A 21,176-nucleotide genomic window follows, 5' to 3' on the forward strand; every position below is an offset into this window, starting at 1 on the left:
CGAATATCGCGCCATTTTTGTATCTGTAGACTGTTACAACATTAATTCAACGTCACTATCGTGTTGGTCGTAGATTCAAGGCCGCTAGGGGAGGTGATCCTTACGCTCAATGTAGCTTGTGTTGCTTCAGATACATCATTCTCTAGGGTGAAGATCGCTTGCGATGCCGCATTAACCGAGGTGCTGGGCATGGTTAAATTTGTTTGACCATTGAGTTGCCCCGCACTTGAATTGACAACAACCGTGGAGCCGCTCGCTATAGGCTGGCGCGCGGTATCTGCAAAAACAACCGTAAAGGTTTGGCTGGTGTCGCGCGGTATAGCCGTTGCCGCTGTTGATGTTTGATAGTTGCTGGCAATGACGGCGGCGCTGTTATCAATAATATCGATTTGCGCTGCGGAGCTTGATGTGACCAACACTAAGGCGCGGCGCACATGCATGGTATTCGCATCACCCGTACCGCAACTGCTGCCTGAACATTGAGGGCCGTTAAAGAGGTTGTCGGCTGAATCAAAGCTACCGTTGGCGTTGTAATCAAGAAATATCTCACCCGCATCGCGGATGCCATTTTCGTTGTCATCGCGCCAGGCTTCACTGATGTCCACAAAGCCGGTTTGCCCATACAGACTGGTCGACAAGCCATTGTCCGTGTCGTCATTAAAACCTGCACCATCGTCATCATCGTAGAAATTATTACCGTTGCTATCAAATAAGGTTTCATGGCCTATAGCGGTCGCTAAAATAGTGATACGGTGGTCAGGCACCTTAGGATTCGCGCTCAACCAGGTTACAGCGCATGCGCCGGACACTGTAGTGCAACTGCCGTCGATAGAGCCACCCTCAGTGGTAAAGCTGACTGCGGTACCATCAGGCACCGGATTGTTGAAAGTATCTGCCAAACGTACCACTAGATTCACTTCTTGCTCGTTTATATCAAACGCTTCTGGGTTGAGGTTATCAGCGGAAATGGTCATGCTGTTTTGGTCAGGTAAGCCCGTGTTAACCGACAATAGGTCAGACTGGGTGATGATAGTCTCGCCTGATTCAGTTTCTACTTCGGCGGTTACTCGCACCGATGTTGGTACGTCGCCCGCAGTTACGCGCGTGCTCACTTGACCCTGCGAGTTGGTGAGGCCAGTAGCCGAAGAGAGTGTTAAACCGCCAGTTTGCGTGTTTAAGCTAAACGACACTGCTTGTTGCGCTAGTGGATTACCCAGCGCACCATTTACTTGAAATACCAAAGTTGAAACCGTAGAGCTGTTTTGACCTCCCGTGCCGCGAAGCACTAATGAGTTGGGTTCAGCCGATACAAAAGCCAATGAGCCAATGGACTCTGCTTGTATTGAAATCGCCTGAGAAACACTAAGGGGTGCGTTATTCACTACCACAGATGCAACAATAGAATCGGTGTTACCGTCTCCACCTGCGCAGCTTTGATCTTCAAACGTGGCGTTAGCCACGCCGTTTATCGTGTTAACTAGCGTGTCGATTGTGGCGAAACCGTCAGTGACACAGTTCGAGCTAAAGGTAACAGGGGTTTGGGTTAAAATACGTTGGTCATTTTCATCGACCAGCGCGATAGAAACACCCAAAGTACCACCGGCACTTATTTCCACGTCACCGGCATTATTACGTGTGCTGACTCCTAGTTGACCTTCAATAAATACGCCGTTGTCATCAAAGTAACCTAAACGGATAATCTGTTCTGAGATGGCGCCTGCAGCTTGTATTTCGTAATTAAACGACGACGCTAAATCGACATCGTTAACCACAGCGGTGGCTGTTGCTACACCTGCACCAATGTCGCTATCTTCAGCCGAAAGGGTGACTTGCGCTACGCCGTTGTTATCGGTCAGCGCTGAATCGGTGTTTAATGTGCCGCGCTGTGCACTAAAGGTAACGATAACACTTGGGATTGGCACATCGTTTTCATCGAGAATTTGTGATTGCAGCTGAATGTCAGTACCTGCCTGAAAGCGATTGACTACCTGACCACTGTTAAGCAACGCTAAGTTAACCACGGCAGATTGGCCGGTTAAGGTATCAGCACTTAAATATTCGTAATTTTCGCTGCTCGTGCTGTCATCAAAGGTAGCGGTTAACACGGCTGCGCCTACTTCACTGTTCTCACTGGAAATCGCTATTTGTGCGACACCTTGGCTATCAGTCAATTTCGTCGTACTAGAAAATGTACCAAGCGTGCCAGAAAAGGTAATAATTTCACCTTCAACAGGGTTACCGTTTTGCATCAAAGTGGCTTGTACGCAGGCGACTTGGCCTGAGGTAAAGCTTTGAGTAGATGTGGAGCATTGTTCATCATAGGTTGATACCGCCAAGGTAAAACTAGATGTGTCGCCGCCTGAATTGCCACCAGAGCCAAACGGGTCATCGCCGTTTTCCCCAGAAACTCCGCCACCACAACTGGTTAGCGTAAAAATCGCTAACCACACTACGTACATCGGTAACCGTTTGCTCATATTTATTATCCGTCTATTGAAGATTGTAAATACTTAAATAACTCGCGAGCCGCCTTGGGCGGTTTATTATCCGCTTGCTGTTTTGCCGCTTGGCGAACCAATTGGCGTAACTTTTGACGTTCTAAAATAGGATGTTCTTCAAGTACTTCTTCGATTGCACTATCACCTTGGGCTATTAGGTTATCGCGCAACATCTCCAATTTATGAAATTTTTGATTGGTTTTTTGATGTGAAGCCTGAATTTGCAGCAATGCTTGCTCGATAGGGGCGACATCTCGGTGGCGCATAAGCTTGCCAATCAACTGAAGTTGACGGCGATAACCTTCTTTCTTACGTAAAATGCGCCTCGCCAGCATTACAGCGTCGAGTAACTCCTGATCCATAGGAATTTTGGCCAGCGCAGTGGGGCTGAGATCCACTAAGGATACGCCTAGCTTTTGCAAATCATTCATTTGATTTTTAATCTGAGTCTTGCTCAGTTGTGTGTCTTCTTGTTCTACTTCGAATTCGTTTTTATCTGGAGATACGGCCATAACAATGTCTTTAATGGTACACTAGGAAAATATTGTAACCTTGTATTGGCGATTAATATAGTTAGTCGTTAGTCGCTCGGGGTAATCTGGTTTGATAATGAAGGGTGTATGCAGCAGCAATTAACTGATATCCAACAAATAGTCGAAGACGTACTTAAATTGGCCAAGGAAAAAGGCGCCACGCAAGCCGAAGCCAGCATGTCAAAGGTGCGCGGTATCGCGGTTTCCTCTCGTTTAAAAGAAGTAGAAACAGTCGAGTTTACCAACGATGGTGGTTTAGGGATCACGGTATACAAGGGGCAACGCAAAGGCAGCGCCTCAACCGCAGATTTGAGCCCGCAAGCGTTGCGCTTAACGGTGGAAAAAGCCATCGAAATCGCTAAATACACGGGGGAAGACGCCTGCTCTGGCTTAGCTGACAAAGAATTGATGGCGTTTGAGCCGCAAGACCTTGACCTGTTTCACCCTATCGAGCTAGATACTGACTTTGCCATAGAGCAAGTCATTAAAGCGGAAACCGCTGCATTAGCATTCGACCCGCGCATTACCAACTCTGATGGCGCGTCTTACAATGCGAATCTGGGCACCAAGGTATACGGTAACAGCCACGGTTTAAATGTGGGTTACAACAGCAGTCGCTACAGCATGAGCTGTGTGGTCATTGGTGAACAAGATGGCGATATGCAGCGTGATTACAGCTATACCGTTGAGCGTCAAGCAAACCTTATGGCAAGCCCTGAGCAAATAGGCAAAGAGTCGGCTGAGTTTACCTTAGGTCGCTTGGGCGCTCGTCAAATCAAAACAGCCAAAGTTCCCGTGTTGTTTGACAAAGAAATTGCCTCTGGTTTGATTGGGCATTTCATCAGTGCAATCAGCGGTGGCAATTTATACCGTAAATCGTCATTTTTAGTGGATAAACTCGGTGAGCAAGTGCTGCCTAGCTGGTTCAGCATCAGCGAACGCCCTTTTATCATGCGTGGTTTAGCCAGTTCAGCGTTTGATCATGAAGGTGTGCGTACCAAAGACAGTGAGATCGTCACCGACGGTATCCTTAATCAATACCTGTTAACCAGTTACTCTGCCCGTAAGATGAAAATGCAAACCACTGGCCATGCTGGCGGTATTCACAACTGGCTCATTAAGCCTACGGGGCAAAGTGATAAGCAAATGTTAGCTGAGCTTGGTACAGGGTTGTTAGTCACTGAATTGATGGGCCAAGGAGTGAACGTGGTCACGGGCGATTATAGCCGCGGTGCGGCGGGATTCTGGGTCGAGAATGGTGTGATTCAATATCCAGTGCACGAAATCACCATCGCGGGGAATCTGGCCGATATGTTGAAGAATATCGTTGCTGTGGGTTCAGAAATAGAACGCCGCGGCAGCATTCAAACTGGCTCTATCTTAATTGATAACATGCAGGTCGCTGGCGATTAGTATCAACTCCATTTGGTATGAATAGCGGATATTAAAAATAAAGGGCAATCACAGCAATGTGGTTGCCCTTTGTTTTAATCAATTAAGTGAACTTGTAAAAAGTCGGCAAGTTGCTGATAAAAAGTAACTTGATTGACTACTTTGGATATTCCATGCCCTTCATCTGGAAAGCGCAGATAGGTAACGGACAACCCCTTTGCTCTCAACGTTTTTACCATAATGTCTGATTCCGCAACAGGATCTCTTGGGTCATTAACACCATGCTCGTAAAACATTGGTGCGTTGATTTTATGCACCGTATTAATGGGTGAGTTTTCTGCATAAAACTTCTGCCAACGTGTCTCGTTTATATCACCATATTCAATCCTGTCTGAGGCTTTCAACGCAGGTGATGCAGTTTTCAATGCGGTGACCCAATCAGCGACACCAACGATGGATACACCCGCAGAGAAGGCATCAGGATACGCCCCCATTACGGCATTAACCATGTAACCACCGTACGAGCGACCCATAACCGCGGAGCGATCTACGTTGACCGTTCCTTCTTTTTTAAACCAAGCCAAGGCATCCACTAAATCACGTACGCTATCTAAGCGCTTTTCTTGGTTATCCAATTGAGCATAAGTTTTTCCAAATCCAGTCGAGCCTCGCACGTTTATATCGAGTACTGCTACGCCTTTGCCGAGTAAGTACTGGATAGCTGGTTTCCAACTGGCGCGTGATTGTGAAGTTGGCCCGCCATGCACGTTGAAGATTATGGGAGGCAATGTGTCTTGTTTGCTTATTGGTAAGTATAATAATCCGAAAATGGTTACGCCGTCCCGTGCTGGCATACTGACTGCAATGGGAGATAACATCTCTGCATTATCGACACCCGCCATGTTAGGTGCGAGTAACAGTTCAGTTTGCTGATTGGTTAAATCTACCAAATACAGACTCCCCGGCGTAGCGGGGCCGGTTATACGGACTAATAAATCTTTACCTTGTTCAGCGCAAGAAAGGGAGTATACCCCTTGGGGTAAGGGTATTTGTTGTTGGTTATCACGTTGTAAATGGTAAATATGCAGCTTGTCAAAGCCATTCTCATTCGTTGTCCACACCAAATACGTGCCTTGCTTACAAACCTGTACATTTTCAATATCGTAATCACCACTAAATAAAGTGCGCTCAGTAGCAGAGCTCAAGTCGTACTGGCGTAACGCATTCATCTCTTGCCCTTCATTTGACGTAAAATAAAATGATTCACCTGAGCCTGACCAAACAAAATTTCCATAACTTGAAGGTATCTGAGGTTTGAATACTGAGGACATTTTGCCGTTACTGGTGTTAAGCAAATATACATTCGCCCCGTCTTCACCTACGGCTTCTGTGACAATAAGATGTTCGCCGTTCGGCTGCCATTGATGAGGTCTAAAGAAATACTCCGCTTGATACATGAGACGAGGTGTTAGCTTATTGCTCTGGGCATTAAAATCGACAACATAAATATCAAAGTCTCGGCCGTTGCGTTCTGTCGATGAATACGCAAAGTGACGCCCGCTGGTATCAAACCACCCAGGAACTCGGTAGGCGTCACTAAAGGGAAGCACAATTTTTTCATGCAGGCCGTCAATAGATATCAAATTGAAAGCTTCTCGCTCATCACCGTTGTTGTCTGCACCATAAATGAGCTCTTTGCCATTGGGGTGCCACAGATAATGTGTAATGCCATTACCGAAGGTTAATTGAGTCACTTTTTTATCTTTTATGTGCATTAACCAAAGTTGCGGAGCACCACTAACATCACTCATATATGCGGCAATCGTACCTTGGGGATTAAGAGAGGCGTTATATGGCCCTCGCGCCAGGATTAAGCGTGAAATATCGTACGGTCTATCGCTGGCTGTACCTATGTTGATAGGTTTAGTTTGGGGGGTATCTTGGGGGTATGGCCACTCTTTGCTTAATAATGATTGAGCAAACAACAAAGTGATGAAAAAAATCATTTTCATGTTCATCATCCTTAATGAGTTTATCTAAAATTGATGTACACAAATATTGAAGGGACGGTTCCCCTCAATATTGAATCACGCGGTTCCTAGGCGATTAAGTCGTGAATTTTATTCAGCGACGGCAAAGGTTGCGTGTCTTGATAGAATAGACGATTCAAGCGCCCTAGCAAATTTACGCTACGACTTGGATCGTGCGCTTTTTTACGATGTTCGCTGCTGGTTTCTAAAAATTCCCATGGTTTTAAATTCCATGCGGCAATTTGCTTAGGTGTTGAGCCAACCGCTGCCACGGTACTTAAAATACGCTCGGTTTTACTCTCATTAGTGGCGATTAAATCGTTTTGATAGGTGTTTTCTAAAGGCGTTGCAATCGCAGCAATGGTGCTATCGATGGCATGCCAAATTTGGTCGTGTTCGAAGGCTTGGCCAATAGGGGCGTAATAACCCATTACTTCCCATTCTAATTCAGCATTACCCTTGGCAATTGAACTGCCTATTTCCGCCGAATAAGCTAAATCAGGGCGCGCGCCGATATTGTAAGCATCAACGGATAAGCCCACGCACACAGCGATATCGCCAAAGCGGCTGGGAACATAGTAAATGGCTTCAAACGCCGCGCGCTTTACGCCCATCCAACCATGCACAACAGGCTCTTCTAACGCGAACTGGCGTACTTCATCAGGCAAGTCCTCACCGTATTTATCGATAAATAAATGGGACGGGTCTTGGGCGAGATGCGCGTCTTGTACCCACACTTCATATTCTTGACGATTGTCCGCTTTACCGCGGCTTTTGATACCGTATGACAAGTTAATAGGGCGACAAATGTCGCGATTTTCACCGTCTTTATGAAAAAACTCTGATCGAAAGCGTTTGATAAAAGGCGCATCGCTGCCAGCAATTGCGGCGGTCGGGTAACGAAAACCAATTTCACTTTTGGGGATAATATGAAAGCCCGCAATGCTTTTTTCAAGCTGGCTTTTAACGCTTCTCAGCACGTCTACATTCGGCACGACTATGCTGCGCTCTGGTTCAATGGTTAAGCGGCGCCCATCAGGGGTAATGAACTTAGGGGTTTTGTGAAACTCATGATGGTTCAAACCTAATTGCGTGACATATTCACTGCGCAACAGAGCTAATTCAGAGAACAAGGCATCGTGATTTCTAATGTGTTTAAACAAAGGGCGTTGATCAGCCATAGGTGCATTCTTCTCTATTGTGGGTTACTTTCGCATTTCGCTTGTGGTCATAAGTTTAATATTCTTGTTTGTTTATATGGATTTATGCAAAGAATTACAAGCGTTAAAGGTGAGTATAAAGTCAGTTTTATCAGCCCCAATTTTTGATTAAGTGTAAGGTAATTAAAGATGAAAATTTATGCGGATGCACAATCTGGCAATTGCTACAAAGTGCAATTGATGTGCGCGTTATTGAATATTGAGCACGAGTGGATCCATGTTGATATATTGGCCGGCGACACCAATGCCCACGCTTTTTTAGCCAAGAACCCCAATGGCAAAATCCCCTTGCTTGCTCTGGATGATGGTCGTCATTTATGGGAATCAAACGCCATTATTAATTATTTGGCCAGTGGCAGTGACTTACTCCCTAGCGACGTCTTTGCTTTAGCCAAAGTGCAACAATGGCAGTTTTTCGAACAATACAGCCATGAACCTTATATTGCTGTAGCGCGCTTTATTGCTAAATATCTAGGCTTGCCCGAGAGTAAAAAAGCCGAGTATGAAGCTAAGCAAGCGGGTGGGCACAAGGCGCTAGCTGTTATGGAGTCACAGTTAACCCAGACGCCATTTTTAACCGGTCAGAGTGTCACGGCGGCTGATGTTAGCTTGTATGGCTATACACATGTCGCGCATGAAGGAGGATTTGATTTGTCGCTGTATCCTAATGTGCAGGCGTGGTTGTCTCGTATCGAGGCTTTGCCCAATTACATCGCGATGGATGCAAGCTAGGGCAAAGCATAAGCGGTAAAGCCTTGTACTGAATGCCGAGCGCTGAGCGTCGAGAGCTGAGCGCCTAGGCGCAGGGGGCAATAGTAAATTGCCCTACATCTACAGCAATGACCTCAACTTTGGTGCCGCTAGTGATGGGGTGCTCGCTGACTAAGCGCCAATCTATCCCCGAAAAGTGGTAAATCGCCGGTTGTTCAGCGCTGGTGTCTGTGGCAAGTATAAAGCTGTGTCCAATCAGGTCATTACTGGCTTTTTTGGGATCCACGTCTTTTTGCATATTTTTAAGGGGTTTCCATAAAAATACCGCGAGCACTGCTGTAAATAACGACACAAACAAGGTCGCGTTGAGGGCGGTATCCGCCACAATACCAAATTGAATTAAAATGCCCGTTATAACGGCAGCACAACCCACAAAAAACAACACAAACGTGGAAAATCCCAGCACCAGAATTTCAATTGCTAACAGTAAGAGGCCAAGGCTGATTAAGCCTATGCCTAAATTATCGCTTAGCCACATCATGTTTTGCTCGATTTAGTGAGTTAATAATGGTGGTGGCTTGTGCCACAACGCCTGCGATATCAGTGCCGCTATCTGGCAGTAACACCACGGATGATTCTTTGGCAATTGCCTCTTTGGCCTCAATGGCTTTCGTGGCTAAGTCCAGCTGAATGGCTTTTTGGCCTTCTTCCGTTGCAGCGGCCTCACCGACTTGGCGTAGCGCCTCAGCCTGCGCAGCAGCAACCGCAACAATCGCCTTTGCTTCACCTTCAGCGCGCAATACGGCTTCTGATTTATCCGCTTCGGCGGCGAGTACCACGGAGGCCTTTTCACCTTCAGCGCGATTGATGGCAGCTTGCCTGTCACCTTCTGATTCGAGTATCTGGGCGCGTTTTACTCGCTCCGCTTTCATCTGGGCTTCCATGGCTTCCATAACGGATAGCGGCGGCACAATATCTTTAATTTCATAGCGCAGCACTTGAATGCCCCAAGGGCCTGATGCTTCGTTGATAGACGCAACAATATTGGTGTTTAGGATGTCGCGCTCTTCAAAGGTTTTATCTAGCTCCATTTTACCCAGCTCAGAACGCATGGTGGTTTGCGCCAATTGCGTTACCGCAAACACATAGTCATCGATACCGTACGTGGCTTTATACGGGTCAAGCACTCGAAAATACAATACGCCGTCTACCGACAGGGAAATATTATCTTTAGTGATCGCGCTTTGCTCGGGTACATCTACGGCTTTTTCTTTGAGTGAACGATCTGCAGCCACTTGGTCGATGAAGGGCACAATAAAATTTAGGCCTGCTTCCTTGGTAGATTGATATTTACCAAAACGTTCGATCACGTAAGCGCGGTTTTGCGGTACAAATTTGATAGAAGATTTGAGCAGCACAATCACAAACACTAAAAGCAATGTTTGCACTGAGAGTAAATAACTGAGTAGAACGTCCATATATCTCTTCCTATTTAAATGCCCTGTGGGCGCTAGCGTTGATGTTACTTATGTTAGCTTTTTTATTTTTGAATTCTGTTCTTATGTCAAGTTAACGCAAGGGGCAAGTCGCTACACAAGCCCCAGTCGCGAGCCTAGTTTAAGCCTAAGTCTCGGGTCATATTTTCGTTTTTATCACGATGCACAATAATATTGTCTTCAATGCGAATACCGCCGAAAGGCCTAAACGTATCAACAACATCCCAGTTAATGAATTTAGATTTCTCTGTGCTTTTTAAATCCGCTAGTAAGCTATCAATAAAGTACAAACCAGGCTCTATGGTAAACACTTGGCGCGCTTCAATCATACGGGTCGTGCGCAAAAATGGGTGCTCAGCGGGCGGCGGATTAGGCGTGCCGCGATCATCCGCTACATGGCCAGCCACATCGTGAACCTGTAAACCCAAGAAATGTCCTATTCCATGGGGGAAAAAGGTACTGACTATTTGCTCGGCCAAAATATCGTCGGGAGACAGGTTAACAATGTCAAACTGATGCAGCAATTGGGCAACTTGCGCGTGTGCGGCAATGTGTATGTCGCTGTATGGCACACCCGGCTTCAATGAATCCGCTAAGCTTAATGTGACCTGATGCATGCCGTTAATTAATTCAGCGAAGTGACTGCTATTGGGGATACTCCCGTTGCAATAGGTGCGGGTGATATCTGCCGCATAACCATGAAAACTAGCACCAGCATCAATCAAAAACGAGCGTGACTCACTTGGGGCAACAACGTCTTGCTCCATGTAATGCAATATCGCGCTGTTCTCATTTAATGCCACAATATTGTTATACGGCACCTGGTTATCGCTTTGACGCACAGCAGCTAAATAGGCTTGATTGATATCGAACTCACTTTTACCGGCCTTGAAAGCCGCGGCTGCCGCGTTGTGCCCGGCCACCGCTAATGCGTTGGCTTGACGCATACACACTAATTCATAGTCTGTTTTATAAGCGCGCTGGTAATGCAGATAGTTTAATACCCTATCAGGGTTCACTAAATCAAAGCCCAATGCTTTAGCCACTTCAATGTATTCACCGATGTAAGCGAAACGGCTTCTGTCATAAGGTAAGTGTTTCTCAACGGCATCAGCCTGAGTGAGCAGCACGACATCGAACTGTTCAACCCAAAAATCGTTAGGCTCGGGGGGGACTTTATGCCAGAAGTCTTTAGGGCGATAAAAAATCAGTTTGGGCTTGTCACTGCCGTTTACGATCAGCCAACAATTAGGATTATCAATGACCGGTAACCATGCTTTAAATTGTGGATTACATTTAAAGGGATAATTGTTGTCATCCAAGAACATGCGCTTGGCTTGGCCAGAATGAATAATTAAGCCATCAATACCCTCGCGCGATAACGCTTCTTTGGTGCGGGATTGTAATTCTGATATGTGTTGCGGATAAAGTTCGGCTAGCTGCTGCATTTTTGTTGTCCATTGCCCTTGGGTGTTTCATCCTTTTACGTTACCACAACCCAGGATCACCGCGCTAGCTAGGGTTACTTGAGGTAACTAAAAGTTATTGCTGTATGGGGGCTATCTGCATGTCCACCAACTCTTTAAACACCTGACTGGGTTGGCCTAAGCGCTGGGCGTATATTTGTTTATAAGCCATTACGGCTTTTACATAGTTACGGGTTTCTTTGTAAGGAATCGTTTCCACCCATATATCCATGGGTACGGCATCGCGCTCGGGTAACCAATCCAATACTTTGCGCCATCCGGCATTATAAGAGGCCGTAGCGAGTACCGGATTGTTGTCCATTTTATCCATTAGGTAGCGCATGTATTGGGTGCCAAAAGCCACGTTCTGCTCAGGGTCAAATAGGCTGCTGCCGCCCACTTTCTTTTTGGCTAAGTAGTTAGCCGTGCCTGGCATAAGTTGCATCAGCCCCCGGGCGCCCGCGTGTGAATTAGCATCAGGCATAAACGAGCTTTCGCGGCGCACAATAGCAAAGGCCCATGCGGGGTCGACTTGGTTTTTGTTGGCGCTGTTGATTAAGCTTTTATCAAAGGCGATTGGAAAGCGTCGCTCCAAATCGTCTAAATAGCCTACTCTGGCAAAAGTGAATATCGCTTGGTCATGCCACTTCCAGCTGTCTGCCAGTACGGCCGCCATCAAACTTTGTTGTTCGTTTAACCCTTGTTGTAAGTCGTACCATTCGCGCCTTGCACTCAAGCTTCGGTCAAGTTGCAAAAACTCATAGGCGCGTTTAGCTTGAGGCATATTGGCAACCTCCAATAATTGCTCAGGGCTAAAATTTAAGGTTTTGTCATGCAAGCTAGGCTGCTTAGCCAGTTTACCGCTGGCCATAAAGCCGTAGTAGTGACGTTGATCCGCTAATTTATTAAAGGTTTGTTGTGCTAAATCACCGGCTTCTAACTGCTCGTAAGTGCGGCCAAGCCAATATTGAAAGGCTAAATCTTGGGTGATGCCAGACGGGGCTGATTCAATTAGTTCCAGCGCATGTTGCCAGTTGCCAAGGCGCAATACGTGGGCCAGATGCCAGCGAAATAATTCGATGTCGGTGGAATCTGCACTGGCTTTATCAAGCCACAAATCAGCTTGTGGGTGATCAGCAACCGCCAAAGCAATAGCGAAGCGCTCGGTCATCGCTTTGCGCTGGGGAGCGCTAAAAGCAAACCGTTTCTCTAGCGCGTACCAGCTTTTTAAGGCTAAATCAGGCTGACTAAACGCTAGGCGCTTTAAACCGTAAATCAGTATTTGGGTTTCTTTGCTGACTAACTTGTGAGGAAATTTCGAACTACGGCTCACGTAGCTAGCGTCTCGGCGCACTGCTAGCCACAAGTCAGCTAGATAGCGTTCGTTTTCTGGTAGCAGTTTTTGTAAATAAGGCACTAGCGTGTGTTTGCCGCTAGTGGCAGCAAGCACTAAGCGCTGCCAAACCATGTCTTTGGTGAGTAAACCTTCTTTTTTCCATTCACGAAATACATAGTCACATTCCTTGGGTTGTGACTGACCCACAATCCATAATCTGGGTACTTCGGTTAACGCGACTTTGCGATCAGCAGGGTCAGACAAACGATATTCAATGTTTTTACACGCTAGTTGGACGTTGCCGGTATTAGTATACGCGGCCAAAAATTCCGTTTTGCGTTGCGACTTGGCCAAATATTGCAGCCATTTTTTGCGTAATGAACGGTCCAGCGGGGTATTTTCATATTTCCCTAAGAAGGCTTCTATTTCTGGACCATTTTTTCTATTGATGTTGTTCATCAATGCTTTCAACTGGACATACGGTAGCAAAGGATAGTCTACTAATTGCGCAACCAGCCTTTGGTAATCAGCGCTTTGTGGGTTGTTAGCCAATGATTCTGCTTCGACGAAGATTTCACGCTGATGTTGTAGTTTTTGCTCTGCTGAAGAAAGAGTTGTCGTTGCTTGAGACGAAAAGCATACCAGCAGTAGCAACAGAATATGGAGAATACGCAGAATAACCCTGCCTCATTCGTTGGTTAAATAACTTCCATAAGATATCTGCAATCAGGGCTAGGGGACAACCTAAGTTTCAACATATTTAACTGGCATGACCAGTTGAATTATGGCAACGTACCCCAATTTGATAATTGTTATAAATTAGTTGTTGTTTTGATATTAAGATATTAACCAAATCGTTGCTTCACGATTGCACTGACAGCAGCGGAAAGTCGGTGATCGAAATCTAAACAGTCATACAGTTTAATACCCTCAATCCTGGCCAAAGCCAAAGGAGAAAATAATGATATATGAAGGCAAAAGCCTCAACGTAACGCTGTTGCCAAACGGCATTGCAGAGCTTGTATTCGATGCTCAAGGTTCGGTGAATAAATTTGATCGCCAAACGGTTAGCGAGCTTGACGAAGCGACTCAAGCCCTTAAAAGTCAGTCAGATGTAAAAGGGGTCTTGGTGCGCTCGAATAAGTCGACCTTTATCGTGGGTGCTGACATTACTGAATTTACTGGCTTATTCGATATGCCTGCTGAAGAAGTATTAACTTGGGTAGCGAAAACGTCTCAGGTGTTCGATAGATTCGAGGACTTACCTTTCCCGACGATTTCGGCTATTAATGGCTTTGCGCTAGGTGGGGGTTGTGAAATGACGTTAGCCTGTGACCTGCGTGTTGCAGACACCACAGCAGCCATTGGCTTGCCTGAAGTGAAATTGGGCCTTATGCCTGGTTTTGGTGGCACAGTACGTTTACCTCGCTTAATCGGCGCTGATAATGCGCTTGAGTGGATGACCACCGGCCGTGACCGCAAAGCGGCCAAAGCGCTAGCTGAAGGCGCAGTTGATGCCGTAGTTGCGCCTGAAAAATTGCATGACGCTGCCCTTAGCATGTTGCAAGACGCTATCGACGGGAAATTCGGTTGGGAAGCACGTCGCGCCCAAAAGAAAGCGCCTCTTAAACTGAACAAAAATGAATCCATGATGAGCTTCTCAACAGCCAAAGCCATGGTATTCGCCCAAGCGGGTAAGCATTACCCAGCACCTCATGCCATGGTTGATACCGTTGCTAACGCAGCCCGTTTAGACCGCGCTGGTGCATTAGAGCTTGAAAACCAAGGATTCACCAAACTAGCGAAAAGCGATGCAGCGAAGGCCCAAGTGGGTATCTTCCTTGCGGATCAGTTAGTGAAAAGCAAAGGTAAAAAACAAGCCAAAGCCTCAACCAAAGACGTTAAGCAAACGGCCGTATTAGGTGCGGGTATCATGGGCGGCGGTATTGCATACCAGTCAGCTGTGAAAGGCACGCCGGTTATCATGAAAGACATTAACCAGGACGCATTGGATCTTGGTTTGAATGAAGCGGCGAAAATTTTAGGTAAAGGTATGCAGCGCGGTAAAGTGACCCCTGCTGTTATGGCCAACACTTTGAATAACATCGTACCGACCCTTGAATACTCAGCGATAAAAGACGTTGATTTGGTTATTGAAGCGGTTGTTGAGAACCCGAAAGTCAAAGGTATAGTGCTTAAAGAGACAGAGCAAAATGTGTCTGATGACACAGTGATTTGTTCTAACACTTCAACGATTTCAATTAACCAATTAGCAGAGAGCCTAGAAAAGCCTGAGCGCTTCTGCGGCATGCACTTCTTTAACCCAGTGCACAAAATGCCATTAGTTGAGATCATTCGCGGTGAAAAAACCACTGATGCGACCATTGCCACTGTGGTTGCAGCCACCCTGAAAATGGGTAAAACCCCGATTGTGGTTAACGATTGCCCTGGTTTCTTGGTAAACCGAGTGTTGTTCCCTTACTTCGCGGGCTTTAGCAAATTGGTTATGGACGGCGCTGACTTTGTAGCAGTAGACAAAGTCATGGAGAAAATCTTCGGTTGGCCTATGGGCCCAGCTTATTTACTTGACGTAGTAGGCATGGACACCGCCGATCACGCATCAAGCGTAATGGCCGATGGCATTCCAGAGCGTATGCAGAAAATTGACAACGATCCGGTTACCTTGTTGTACAAATCTGAGCGTTTAGGGCAGAAAAACGGCAAAGGTTTCTACAACTTCAGCCTAGACAAGCGCGGTCGCCCAGCGAAGAAAGCCGCTGATGAAGCGTACGAATTGTTTGCACCACATTGCGCCGACAAGCGTGACTTCGACGCAGATGAGATCATTGCACGAGTCATGATCCCAATGGCAAACGAAGCGATTCGTTGTTTAGAGGAAGGCATAGTAGGCAGTGCAGCAGAAGCTGACATGGCCTTGTTGTACGGCTTGGGCTTCCCTCCCTTTAGAGGCGGCGTGTTCCGTTACATCGAAACCATGGGCTTGGCTAACTTTGTAGCCCTAGCCGACAAATACGCGGATTTAGGTCCGATTTATCAGATTTCTGACGGCGTGCGCGAAATGGCCGCTTCAGGTAAATCTTATTTTTCTCAATCAGCCTAAATTGCACCAGAGGACAAGAACATGAAAGAAGTCGTAGTAGTCGATTGTATTCGTACCCCAATGGGGCGCTCGAAAGGCGGTATTTTCCGCAATGTACGTGCTGAAACGTTATCAGCGCACTTAATGAGTAAGCTGATAGAACGTAACCCTAATCTTGATCCAAACGAGATTGAAGACATCATTTGGGGTTGTGTACAACAAACCAAAGAGCAGGGGTTCAACATCGCTCGTAATGCGCAGTTATTAACTGACATTCCACGCAGTGTGGCTGCCGTAACGGTTAACCGTTTATGTGGCTCATCTATGCAAGCTTTGCATGATGCAACAAGCGGCATCATGAGTGGCCGCGGTGATGTGTACATGATTGGTGGTGTAGAGCACATGGGCCACGTACCCATGGACTTCAACATCGACTTTCACCCAGGCATTGCTAAAACCGCAGCTCGAGCCTCAGGCAGCATGGGCATGACCGCTGAATTGTTGGGACGTCAAAACGGTATCACCCGTGAAATGCAAGATGCATTCGGCGCACGTTCGCACCAAAAAGCTCATGCGGCAGCTGTTGAAGGTCGCTGGAATGAAATCGTCGCCACTGAAGGCCATGACGCTGACGGTATACTAAAACTGATTGATGCAGATGAAACTATTCGTCCTGACTCAACCACTGAAAGTATGTCTGGCTTGCGCCCAGTATTCGACCCAGTCAACGGCACCGTAACGGCTGGTACATCTTCAGCGTTATCAGATGGCGCATCAGCCATGTTGATTATGTCTGCTGATAAAGCCAAAGCACTGGGTTTAACCCCACGTGCAAAAATTCGTGCTATGGCGGTTGCCGGCTGTGATGCCGCTATCATGGGTTTTGGCCCAGTTCCTGCGACGCAAAAAGCTCTTAAACGTGCCGGCATGACAATGGCTGACATCGAATTAGCTGAGTTTAACGAAGCATTCGCAGCACAAGCCTTGTCTTGTATTAAGCAGCTGGGTTGGTTGGATACTTACGAAGACAAAGTAAACCTCAATGGTGGCGCGATTGCGCTAGGGCATCCGCTAGGCTGCTCTGGTTCACGTATCTCTACGACCTTGATCAACCTAATGGAAGCGAACGATAAATCCATCGGCTTAGCGACCATGTGTATTGGTTTAGGCCAGGGTATTGCCACTGTGTTCGAGCGCGTATAACGCGTGTTTTGATTCAGTATTAAGAAGGGCGCCAGATAGGCGCCTTTTTTATGGCTTCGGCCACAAAATATACGCTGCGCGTATCAGCATCCTTGCTGGGTATGACAAACCATCCTTGGTCAGCCAGTGACTTCTTTCCAACAGCTAAGAAAGAGTCACCAAGACAAAATGGTTGGGAACCATTGTGAACATCCGAAGGATGATGCGAAGCATGAAGGGCATGGATAGCCCGAAATAAAGACCGCCCACCAGCAAGTCTCTATTCCCTGCGCGTCTTGACTGACGCTGGTTTAATTACAGGATGCCATAAGCAGAGCGCACAAGGTGAATTCGATACTGCACGTAGAACAGAGGTGTTTGAAAGCCACAATGTTCGCGAAGCGAATAGAAAGGCGTCAACGAGATCAGAAGGGGGAAACAGCATTAACATACTGACAAGTTAATGCTGTTTCAAAAATAACTAGCTACCGAACTTCACTCTAACGCCTGCATTAGCAATAAAGCCGTCGTTTCTTGACCAGATGTCTGTGGTCCATTGGCCGCTTGCTGCTCTAGATGGAAGTAACAGCGGGTGTTCGTCGGTTTGTTTTACATCTAACAGGTTTTCTAAATTGATAAACCAGCTGGCTCTGCCTACCGTGATTCCCCCCATGAGGCCTAAGTGCCAATAGGGATTCGATTCGTCTATGTACGGGTTGTCGTTCAGCCTTTGCGGGCCGGTGTAATAGGCTTCAAAGCCGACCCTGAAGTTTCCGTGTTGCTCCCACATGGCAACAAAACCAGCGGAATGCCTTGGAGTGAGCGCGATCTCTCTTCTACCGCTGTTGTCCGGTGAAACTTCCGTTGCATCTAGGTATAGGTAGCTTGCGGTCAGTTTTACGTCGCGCCAATAGTATCTTATTAATACTTCTGAGCCACGGATCTGAGTTTCGCCTTCGGCGTTTATGAGTCTTACTCTGTCGAGTTCATTTGTGTTGTTCGATGAAAAGGCTTGTAACTCAGTCACGTTTTCAACATTAGAGCCAAATGCTGTCACACTCGCTTCGATGCTCTCGAATCGATAGGTTACATCCAGTGATGCGGTTTCGGCCTGCTCTTCTTCCAAGTTTTGTAATGGCTCGAGGCGTGATAAGCCAGCGGCTTCAATCTCTTCAACAAAAGGTGTCGGGGCAAAATAACCCTGACCATATGAACCCCTTATGGTTAAATCACCAGGGCGATATAACATCGATATTCTAGGGCTGAATTGCGTGCCGTATTCACTGTGCTCATCTAAACGGGCGCTTACTGAAGTAGTCAGTTGCTCATTCCATTCATAATCTAACTGAGTAAATATGCCGGGTACTTCGTAGGTATAATCGAATTCGTTATAGGTCTCAGAGGTGAACTGTTCTGTTTGGTAAGCTAAGCCCACTAGCCAGTCAGCAGCACCGCTATAACCGGCAATACTGCTTTCTAATAAGTAGCTTTCATGTTTGTCGTCTTCTGCCAGAACACCATAAGTATGGTCGTGATCTTGCACCATAGCAGAGGCTCTGGCATTGAGGGTCAGCGTATCGAGCATCGGCATATTGAACACCAAGCCGCCATCAATACGCTGGGAGTCTTGGGTTTGTTCATAGGGGTTGCCGTCAGCAACGACTGCCCCAGGCATGGTGCCGCCTTCGCGCTGCTCGGTCATAAAACCTGCCGTCGCGTAAAGTGATTCACCGTTTTCACCTTCCCAAAACAATCGGGGGCGAGCGGTGTAGCGCTCGTAACTGGGCAGATCTATCCAACCATCATCGTCTATGTCTTCCTTGTTTTGATGATGAGCGCCTACTGTAAGAGAGCCTTTTACATCGTCACTTAGGGGGCTTTCCACATACGAGGTTAGGTCTTGCCCATTGCGCGTGGTTACATTGAGTAAGGCTTCGCCGTTGAGCGAATCTCCCGGCGTTCGAGATACGAGGTTAATTACCCCACCTAATGCTGAGCCACCATATAAGGAAGATGCGGAGCCCTTGATAATTTCAACCCGGCCAAGATCAGTCGGAGGAATTTGTAGTAAGCCAATGGATGATGCTTGGTTACCGTACAGGGGTAAACCGTCTGCCAGCAACTGAGTATAACGACCGTACAGACCTTGCAGCCGAATGTTTGCACTGCCAAGGGCAGGGGACGTGGTTTGCACTCGAACGCCACCTGTTTCTGCGACCAGCATTGAGATATTACCCGGGCGCATGGCTGCTTTTTCTTCTATTTCTTCTCTGTCGATAAGTTCCACACGTATAGGCTGGTCATCGGCGATGCGCCCTGAGCGTGTGGCTTGAACAACAATTTTTTCAACCTGTTCGGTATGCTCATGTTCGTCTGAGTGAGCCTCAATATTAAGATCGTTATTATGGGTGTCTTTCTTTTTTTCTGTGGTTTTCATTTCCTGAGCGTATTGCTCTGGTGTTTGGTTGGGATGGGCTAGTGGTGCGTTAATCGTATCAACGATTGGTTTCAACTCTTGGGCTTGAGTGAGTGGAGCAACGATAACGGACAAAACAAATGTACTAAAAATGGCGCGGGAGGGCATATAAACTTCTTGAATCAGCTAATAAAGATTTGGGCAATTCTAAAGGTTCTTGCCACTGGAAGGTCAAGCTAAAATGGGTGCGCACTTATTATTTAAATTCGAGATAAATTAAAATGCTATCAACTTTTATGGGCACTAGAGGCAAGTTTGCTCCTCAATGTTGATAAAGCCTAGCCAATCAATCAATTCATTCTGGACTTCATATGCCGAAACCACCACTATGTGGATCTTCAATATTTCAACGCTCTCAACTTTGCTTTAGCTTGTTTGAGCCCGTGTTTGTACCTGTCACTGTCGGTGGCTTAAGCTAAATTTTCGAATTGGATCGCGCTATGCCGACCTTGCTACAGTCTATGTTTTCCTTGTTGTTTTCAGCCGCTATTTTGCTCGTTGGCCATGGCCTGCAACTTACAATCGTGCCTCTTTATGCAATAAGTTTAGGGTGGGAGCCGGATTTAATTGGTTATATTGGCTCAAGCTACTTTCTTGGTTTTGTGCTGGGTTGTTTAACGGTTCCCCGTCTTGTAGCCCGGGTAGGTCATATACGGGTGTTTACCGTACTAATTGCACTTTTTACGGCTTCACTGCTGTTTATTGGTTTAGTTGATCATTTTGCACTTTGGCTCATTGCCCGCTGTCTTATTGGCTGGGGCATTGCGGGCATTTATATGGTCATTGAAAGCTGGCTTAATGATAAGACGAGTATCGAGCACCGAGGTAGCGTACTTTCTGTGTATACCGTGATCTCGCTTTCAGCTATCTGCGTGGGGCAGTTATTGGTGGGCTTTGAGCTTGGTTATGCTGGCTTATTTATGTTGGCGGCTGCATTACTGGTATTGGGTATTGTACCCGTGGGGCTAACTAGGCGGGCTGCTCCGCAGCCTATTCCGGCTGTAAGCTTCAGCTTTAGGCGCTTATTTGCTGTATCGCAAGTGGCCATGGTGGGAGCGTTTTTTGGTGGGCTAGTGACCGGTGGTTTTTGGGCGTTAGGGCCAGTGATAGCGGATGCTAATCAGTTGAGTGCAGGGCAAGTGGGTGTGTTTATGGCGGTGACGATATTAGGCGGCACAGCATTGCAATTGCCCGTCGGTCGCTTATCTGACCGGATAGACAGGCGCTATGTGATAACCGGTTTGGCCGTTGTTGCGGTATTAACCAGTATTGCAGCTATTATGCTTGATAGCCGCACGCCTGAAGTGATTTATGTGACCATGTTTTTGTTAGGCGGTTTGAGCTTTCCGCTTTATTCCCTGTGCTTAGCTCATGCCAATGACAATACAGACCTATCCATTATGGAAGTGGGCAGTGGGGTGCTGATGATGAATAGCGTCGGCAGTATTCTTGGGCCCCTTACTGTTTCTTTTTTGTTGGGGTATACCCATATGGCACTGTTTGTAGTGTCGGGTGTGGCGCTGTCAATTTTGGCTTGCTGGACCTTATATCGTATTCGCTTCCACGATGTCGCGCGAGAGCATTATGAGCCGTTTGTAAATATGCGAAACACCACTCAAGAAGTGGTCGAAATGGGCTTAGAAAGTGAAGAGCCTGAAGAGCCATTGAATACGAAAGTCGAGACGATAGAGACAGACGAGTCGCTCAGCAAGACATGATGGTGGAGTTCACTTTCA

Annotated in this window: 15 protein-coding genes; 6 read left to right on the forward strand and 9 right to left on the reverse strand. The window is 46.8% G+C overall.

Annotated features, from left to right (window positions below; genetic code table 11):
• Nucleotides 1–41: 41 nt before the first annotated feature.
• On the reverse strand, nucleotides 42–2,477 hold the full coding sequence (locus AC0VYA_RS00940) for an Ig-like protein, group 1 (protein WP_475489770.1): 2,436 nt from the start codon (nucleotides 2,475–2,477) through the stop codon (nucleotides 42–44).
• 5 nt (nucleotides 2,478–2,482) lie between these two features.
• Nucleotides 2,483–3,010, reverse strand: coding sequence for a ribosome biogenesis factor YjgA (yjgA, locus tag AC0VYA_RS00945; RefSeq protein ID WP_011573129.1), 528 nt, complete (start codon nucleotides 3,008–3,010; stop codon nucleotides 2,483–2,485).
• A 108-nt stretch (nucleotides 3,011–3,118) separates the two neighbouring features.
• Between yjgA and pmbA the strand changes: the two genes are divergently transcribed.
• The gene (pmbA, locus tag AC0VYA_RS00950; protein ID WP_011573130.1) at nucleotides 3,119–4,444 is read left to right on the forward strand and encodes a metalloprotease PmbA; all 1,326 of its coding nucleotides are present in this window, start codon (nucleotides 3,119–3,121) and stop codon (nucleotides 4,442–4,444) included.
• 74 nt (nucleotides 4,445–4,518) lie between these two features.
• On the opposite strand, the gene AC0VYA_RS00955 is transcribed toward pmbA, so the two are convergent.
• Entirely contained in the window at nucleotides 4,519–6,435 is a 1,917-nt protein-coding gene (locus tag AC0VYA_RS00955; protein WP_475489771.1) for a S9 family peptidase, read from the reverse strand.
• An 86-nt stretch (nucleotides 6,436–6,521) separates the two neighbouring features.
• A complete protein-coding gene (locus AC0VYA_RS00960; RefSeq protein ID WP_475489772.1) occupies nucleotides 6,522–7,634 on the reverse strand; it encodes a hypothetical protein in 1,113 nt (370 codons plus the stop codon).
• Nucleotides 7,635–7,802: 168 nt separating this feature from the next.
• Between AC0VYA_RS00960 and AC0VYA_RS00965 the strand changes: the two genes are divergently transcribed.
• Nucleotides 7,803–8,405, forward strand: a complete 603-nt coding sequence (locus AC0VYA_RS00965; RefSeq protein ID WP_473477474.1) for a glutathione S-transferase N-terminal domain-containing protein — start codon at nucleotides 7,803–7,805, stop codon at nucleotides 8,403–8,405.
• 64 nt (nucleotides 8,406–8,469) lie between these two features.
• Here the strand turns inward: AC0VYA_RS00965 and AC0VYA_RS00970 are convergent, their stop codons facing one another.
• From AC0VYA_RS00970 to AC0VYA_RS00985, 4 genes are all read right to left on the reverse strand, one after another.
• Nucleotides 8,470–8,922, reverse strand: a complete 453-nt coding sequence (locus AC0VYA_RS00970; RefSeq protein WP_475491012.1) for an NfeD family protein — start codon at nucleotides 8,920–8,922, stop codon at nucleotides 8,470–8,472.
• Nucleotides 8,906–9,862: an SPFH domain-containing protein gene (locus tag AC0VYA_RS00975; protein WP_006992346.1), complete on the reverse strand. Its 957-nt coding sequence runs from the start codon at nucleotides 9,860–9,862 to the stop codon at nucleotides 8,906–8,908. Before AC0VYA_RS00975 ends, AC0VYA_RS00970 begins: the two co-directional genes overlap by 17 nt.
• Nucleotides 9,863–9,996: 134 nt before the next feature.
• Nucleotides 9,997–11,328, reverse strand: coding sequence for a Xaa-Pro dipeptidase (pepQ, locus tag AC0VYA_RS00980; protein ID WP_011573135.1), 1,332 nt, complete (start codon nucleotides 11,326–11,328; stop codon nucleotides 9,997–9,999).
• A gap of 94 nt (nucleotides 11,329–11,422) precedes the next feature.
• Entirely contained in the window at nucleotides 11,423–13,336 is a 1,914-nt protein-coding gene (locus tag AC0VYA_RS00985) for a lytic transglycosylase domain-containing protein (RefSeq protein WP_475489773.1), read from the reverse strand.
• 307 nt (nucleotides 13,337–13,643) lie between these two features.
• On the opposite strand from AC0VYA_RS00985, the gene fadB reads away from it, so the two are divergent.
• From fadB to AC0VYA_RS01000, 3 genes are read left to right on the forward strand one after another with little or no spacing between them, the layout of a single operon-like run.
• Nucleotides 13,644–15,803, forward strand: a complete 2,160-nt coding sequence (gene fadB, locus AC0VYA_RS00990) for a fatty acid oxidation complex subunit alpha FadB (RefSeq protein ID WP_475489774.1) — start codon at nucleotides 13,644–13,646, stop codon at nucleotides 15,801–15,803.
• A 21-nt stretch (nucleotides 15,804–15,824) separates the two neighbouring features.
• The gene (gene fadA / locus AC0VYA_RS00995; protein ID WP_473477484.1) at nucleotides 15,825–16,985 is read left to right on the forward strand and encodes an acetyl-CoA C-acyltransferase FadA; all 1,161 of its coding nucleotides are present in this window, start codon (nucleotides 15,825–15,827) and stop codon (nucleotides 16,983–16,985) included.
• 50 nt (nucleotides 16,986–17,035) lie between these two features.
• Nucleotides 17,036–17,173, forward strand: coding sequence for a hypothetical protein (locus tag AC0VYA_RS01000; RefSeq protein WP_475489775.1), 138 nt, complete (start codon nucleotides 17,036–17,038; stop codon nucleotides 17,171–17,173).
• 272 nt (nucleotides 17,174–17,445) lie between these two features.
• Here the strand turns inward: AC0VYA_RS01000 and AC0VYA_RS01005 are convergent, their stop codons facing one another.
• Nucleotides 17,446–19,401 carry a TonB-dependent receptor plug domain-containing protein gene (locus tag AC0VYA_RS01005; RefSeq protein ID WP_475491013.1) on the reverse strand — a complete coding sequence of 652 codons (1,956 nt, stop codon included), beginning with the start codon at nucleotides 19,399–19,401 and terminating at the stop codon, nucleotides 17,446–17,448.
• Nucleotides 19,402–19,880: 479 nt separating this feature from the next.
• Between AC0VYA_RS01005 and AC0VYA_RS01010 the strand changes: the two genes are divergently transcribed.
• Nucleotides 19,881–21,158 (forward strand): MFS transporter, encoded by a 1,278-nt coding sequence (locus AC0VYA_RS01010; RefSeq protein WP_011573140.1) that lies wholly within the window; start codon nucleotides 19,881–19,883, stop codon nucleotides 21,156–21,158.
• The last annotated feature ends 18 nt before the right edge of the window (nucleotides 21,159–21,176 follow it).

The sequence above is a fragment of the Paraglaciecola sp. QJM3NY_14 genome, from assembly GCF_056173245.1.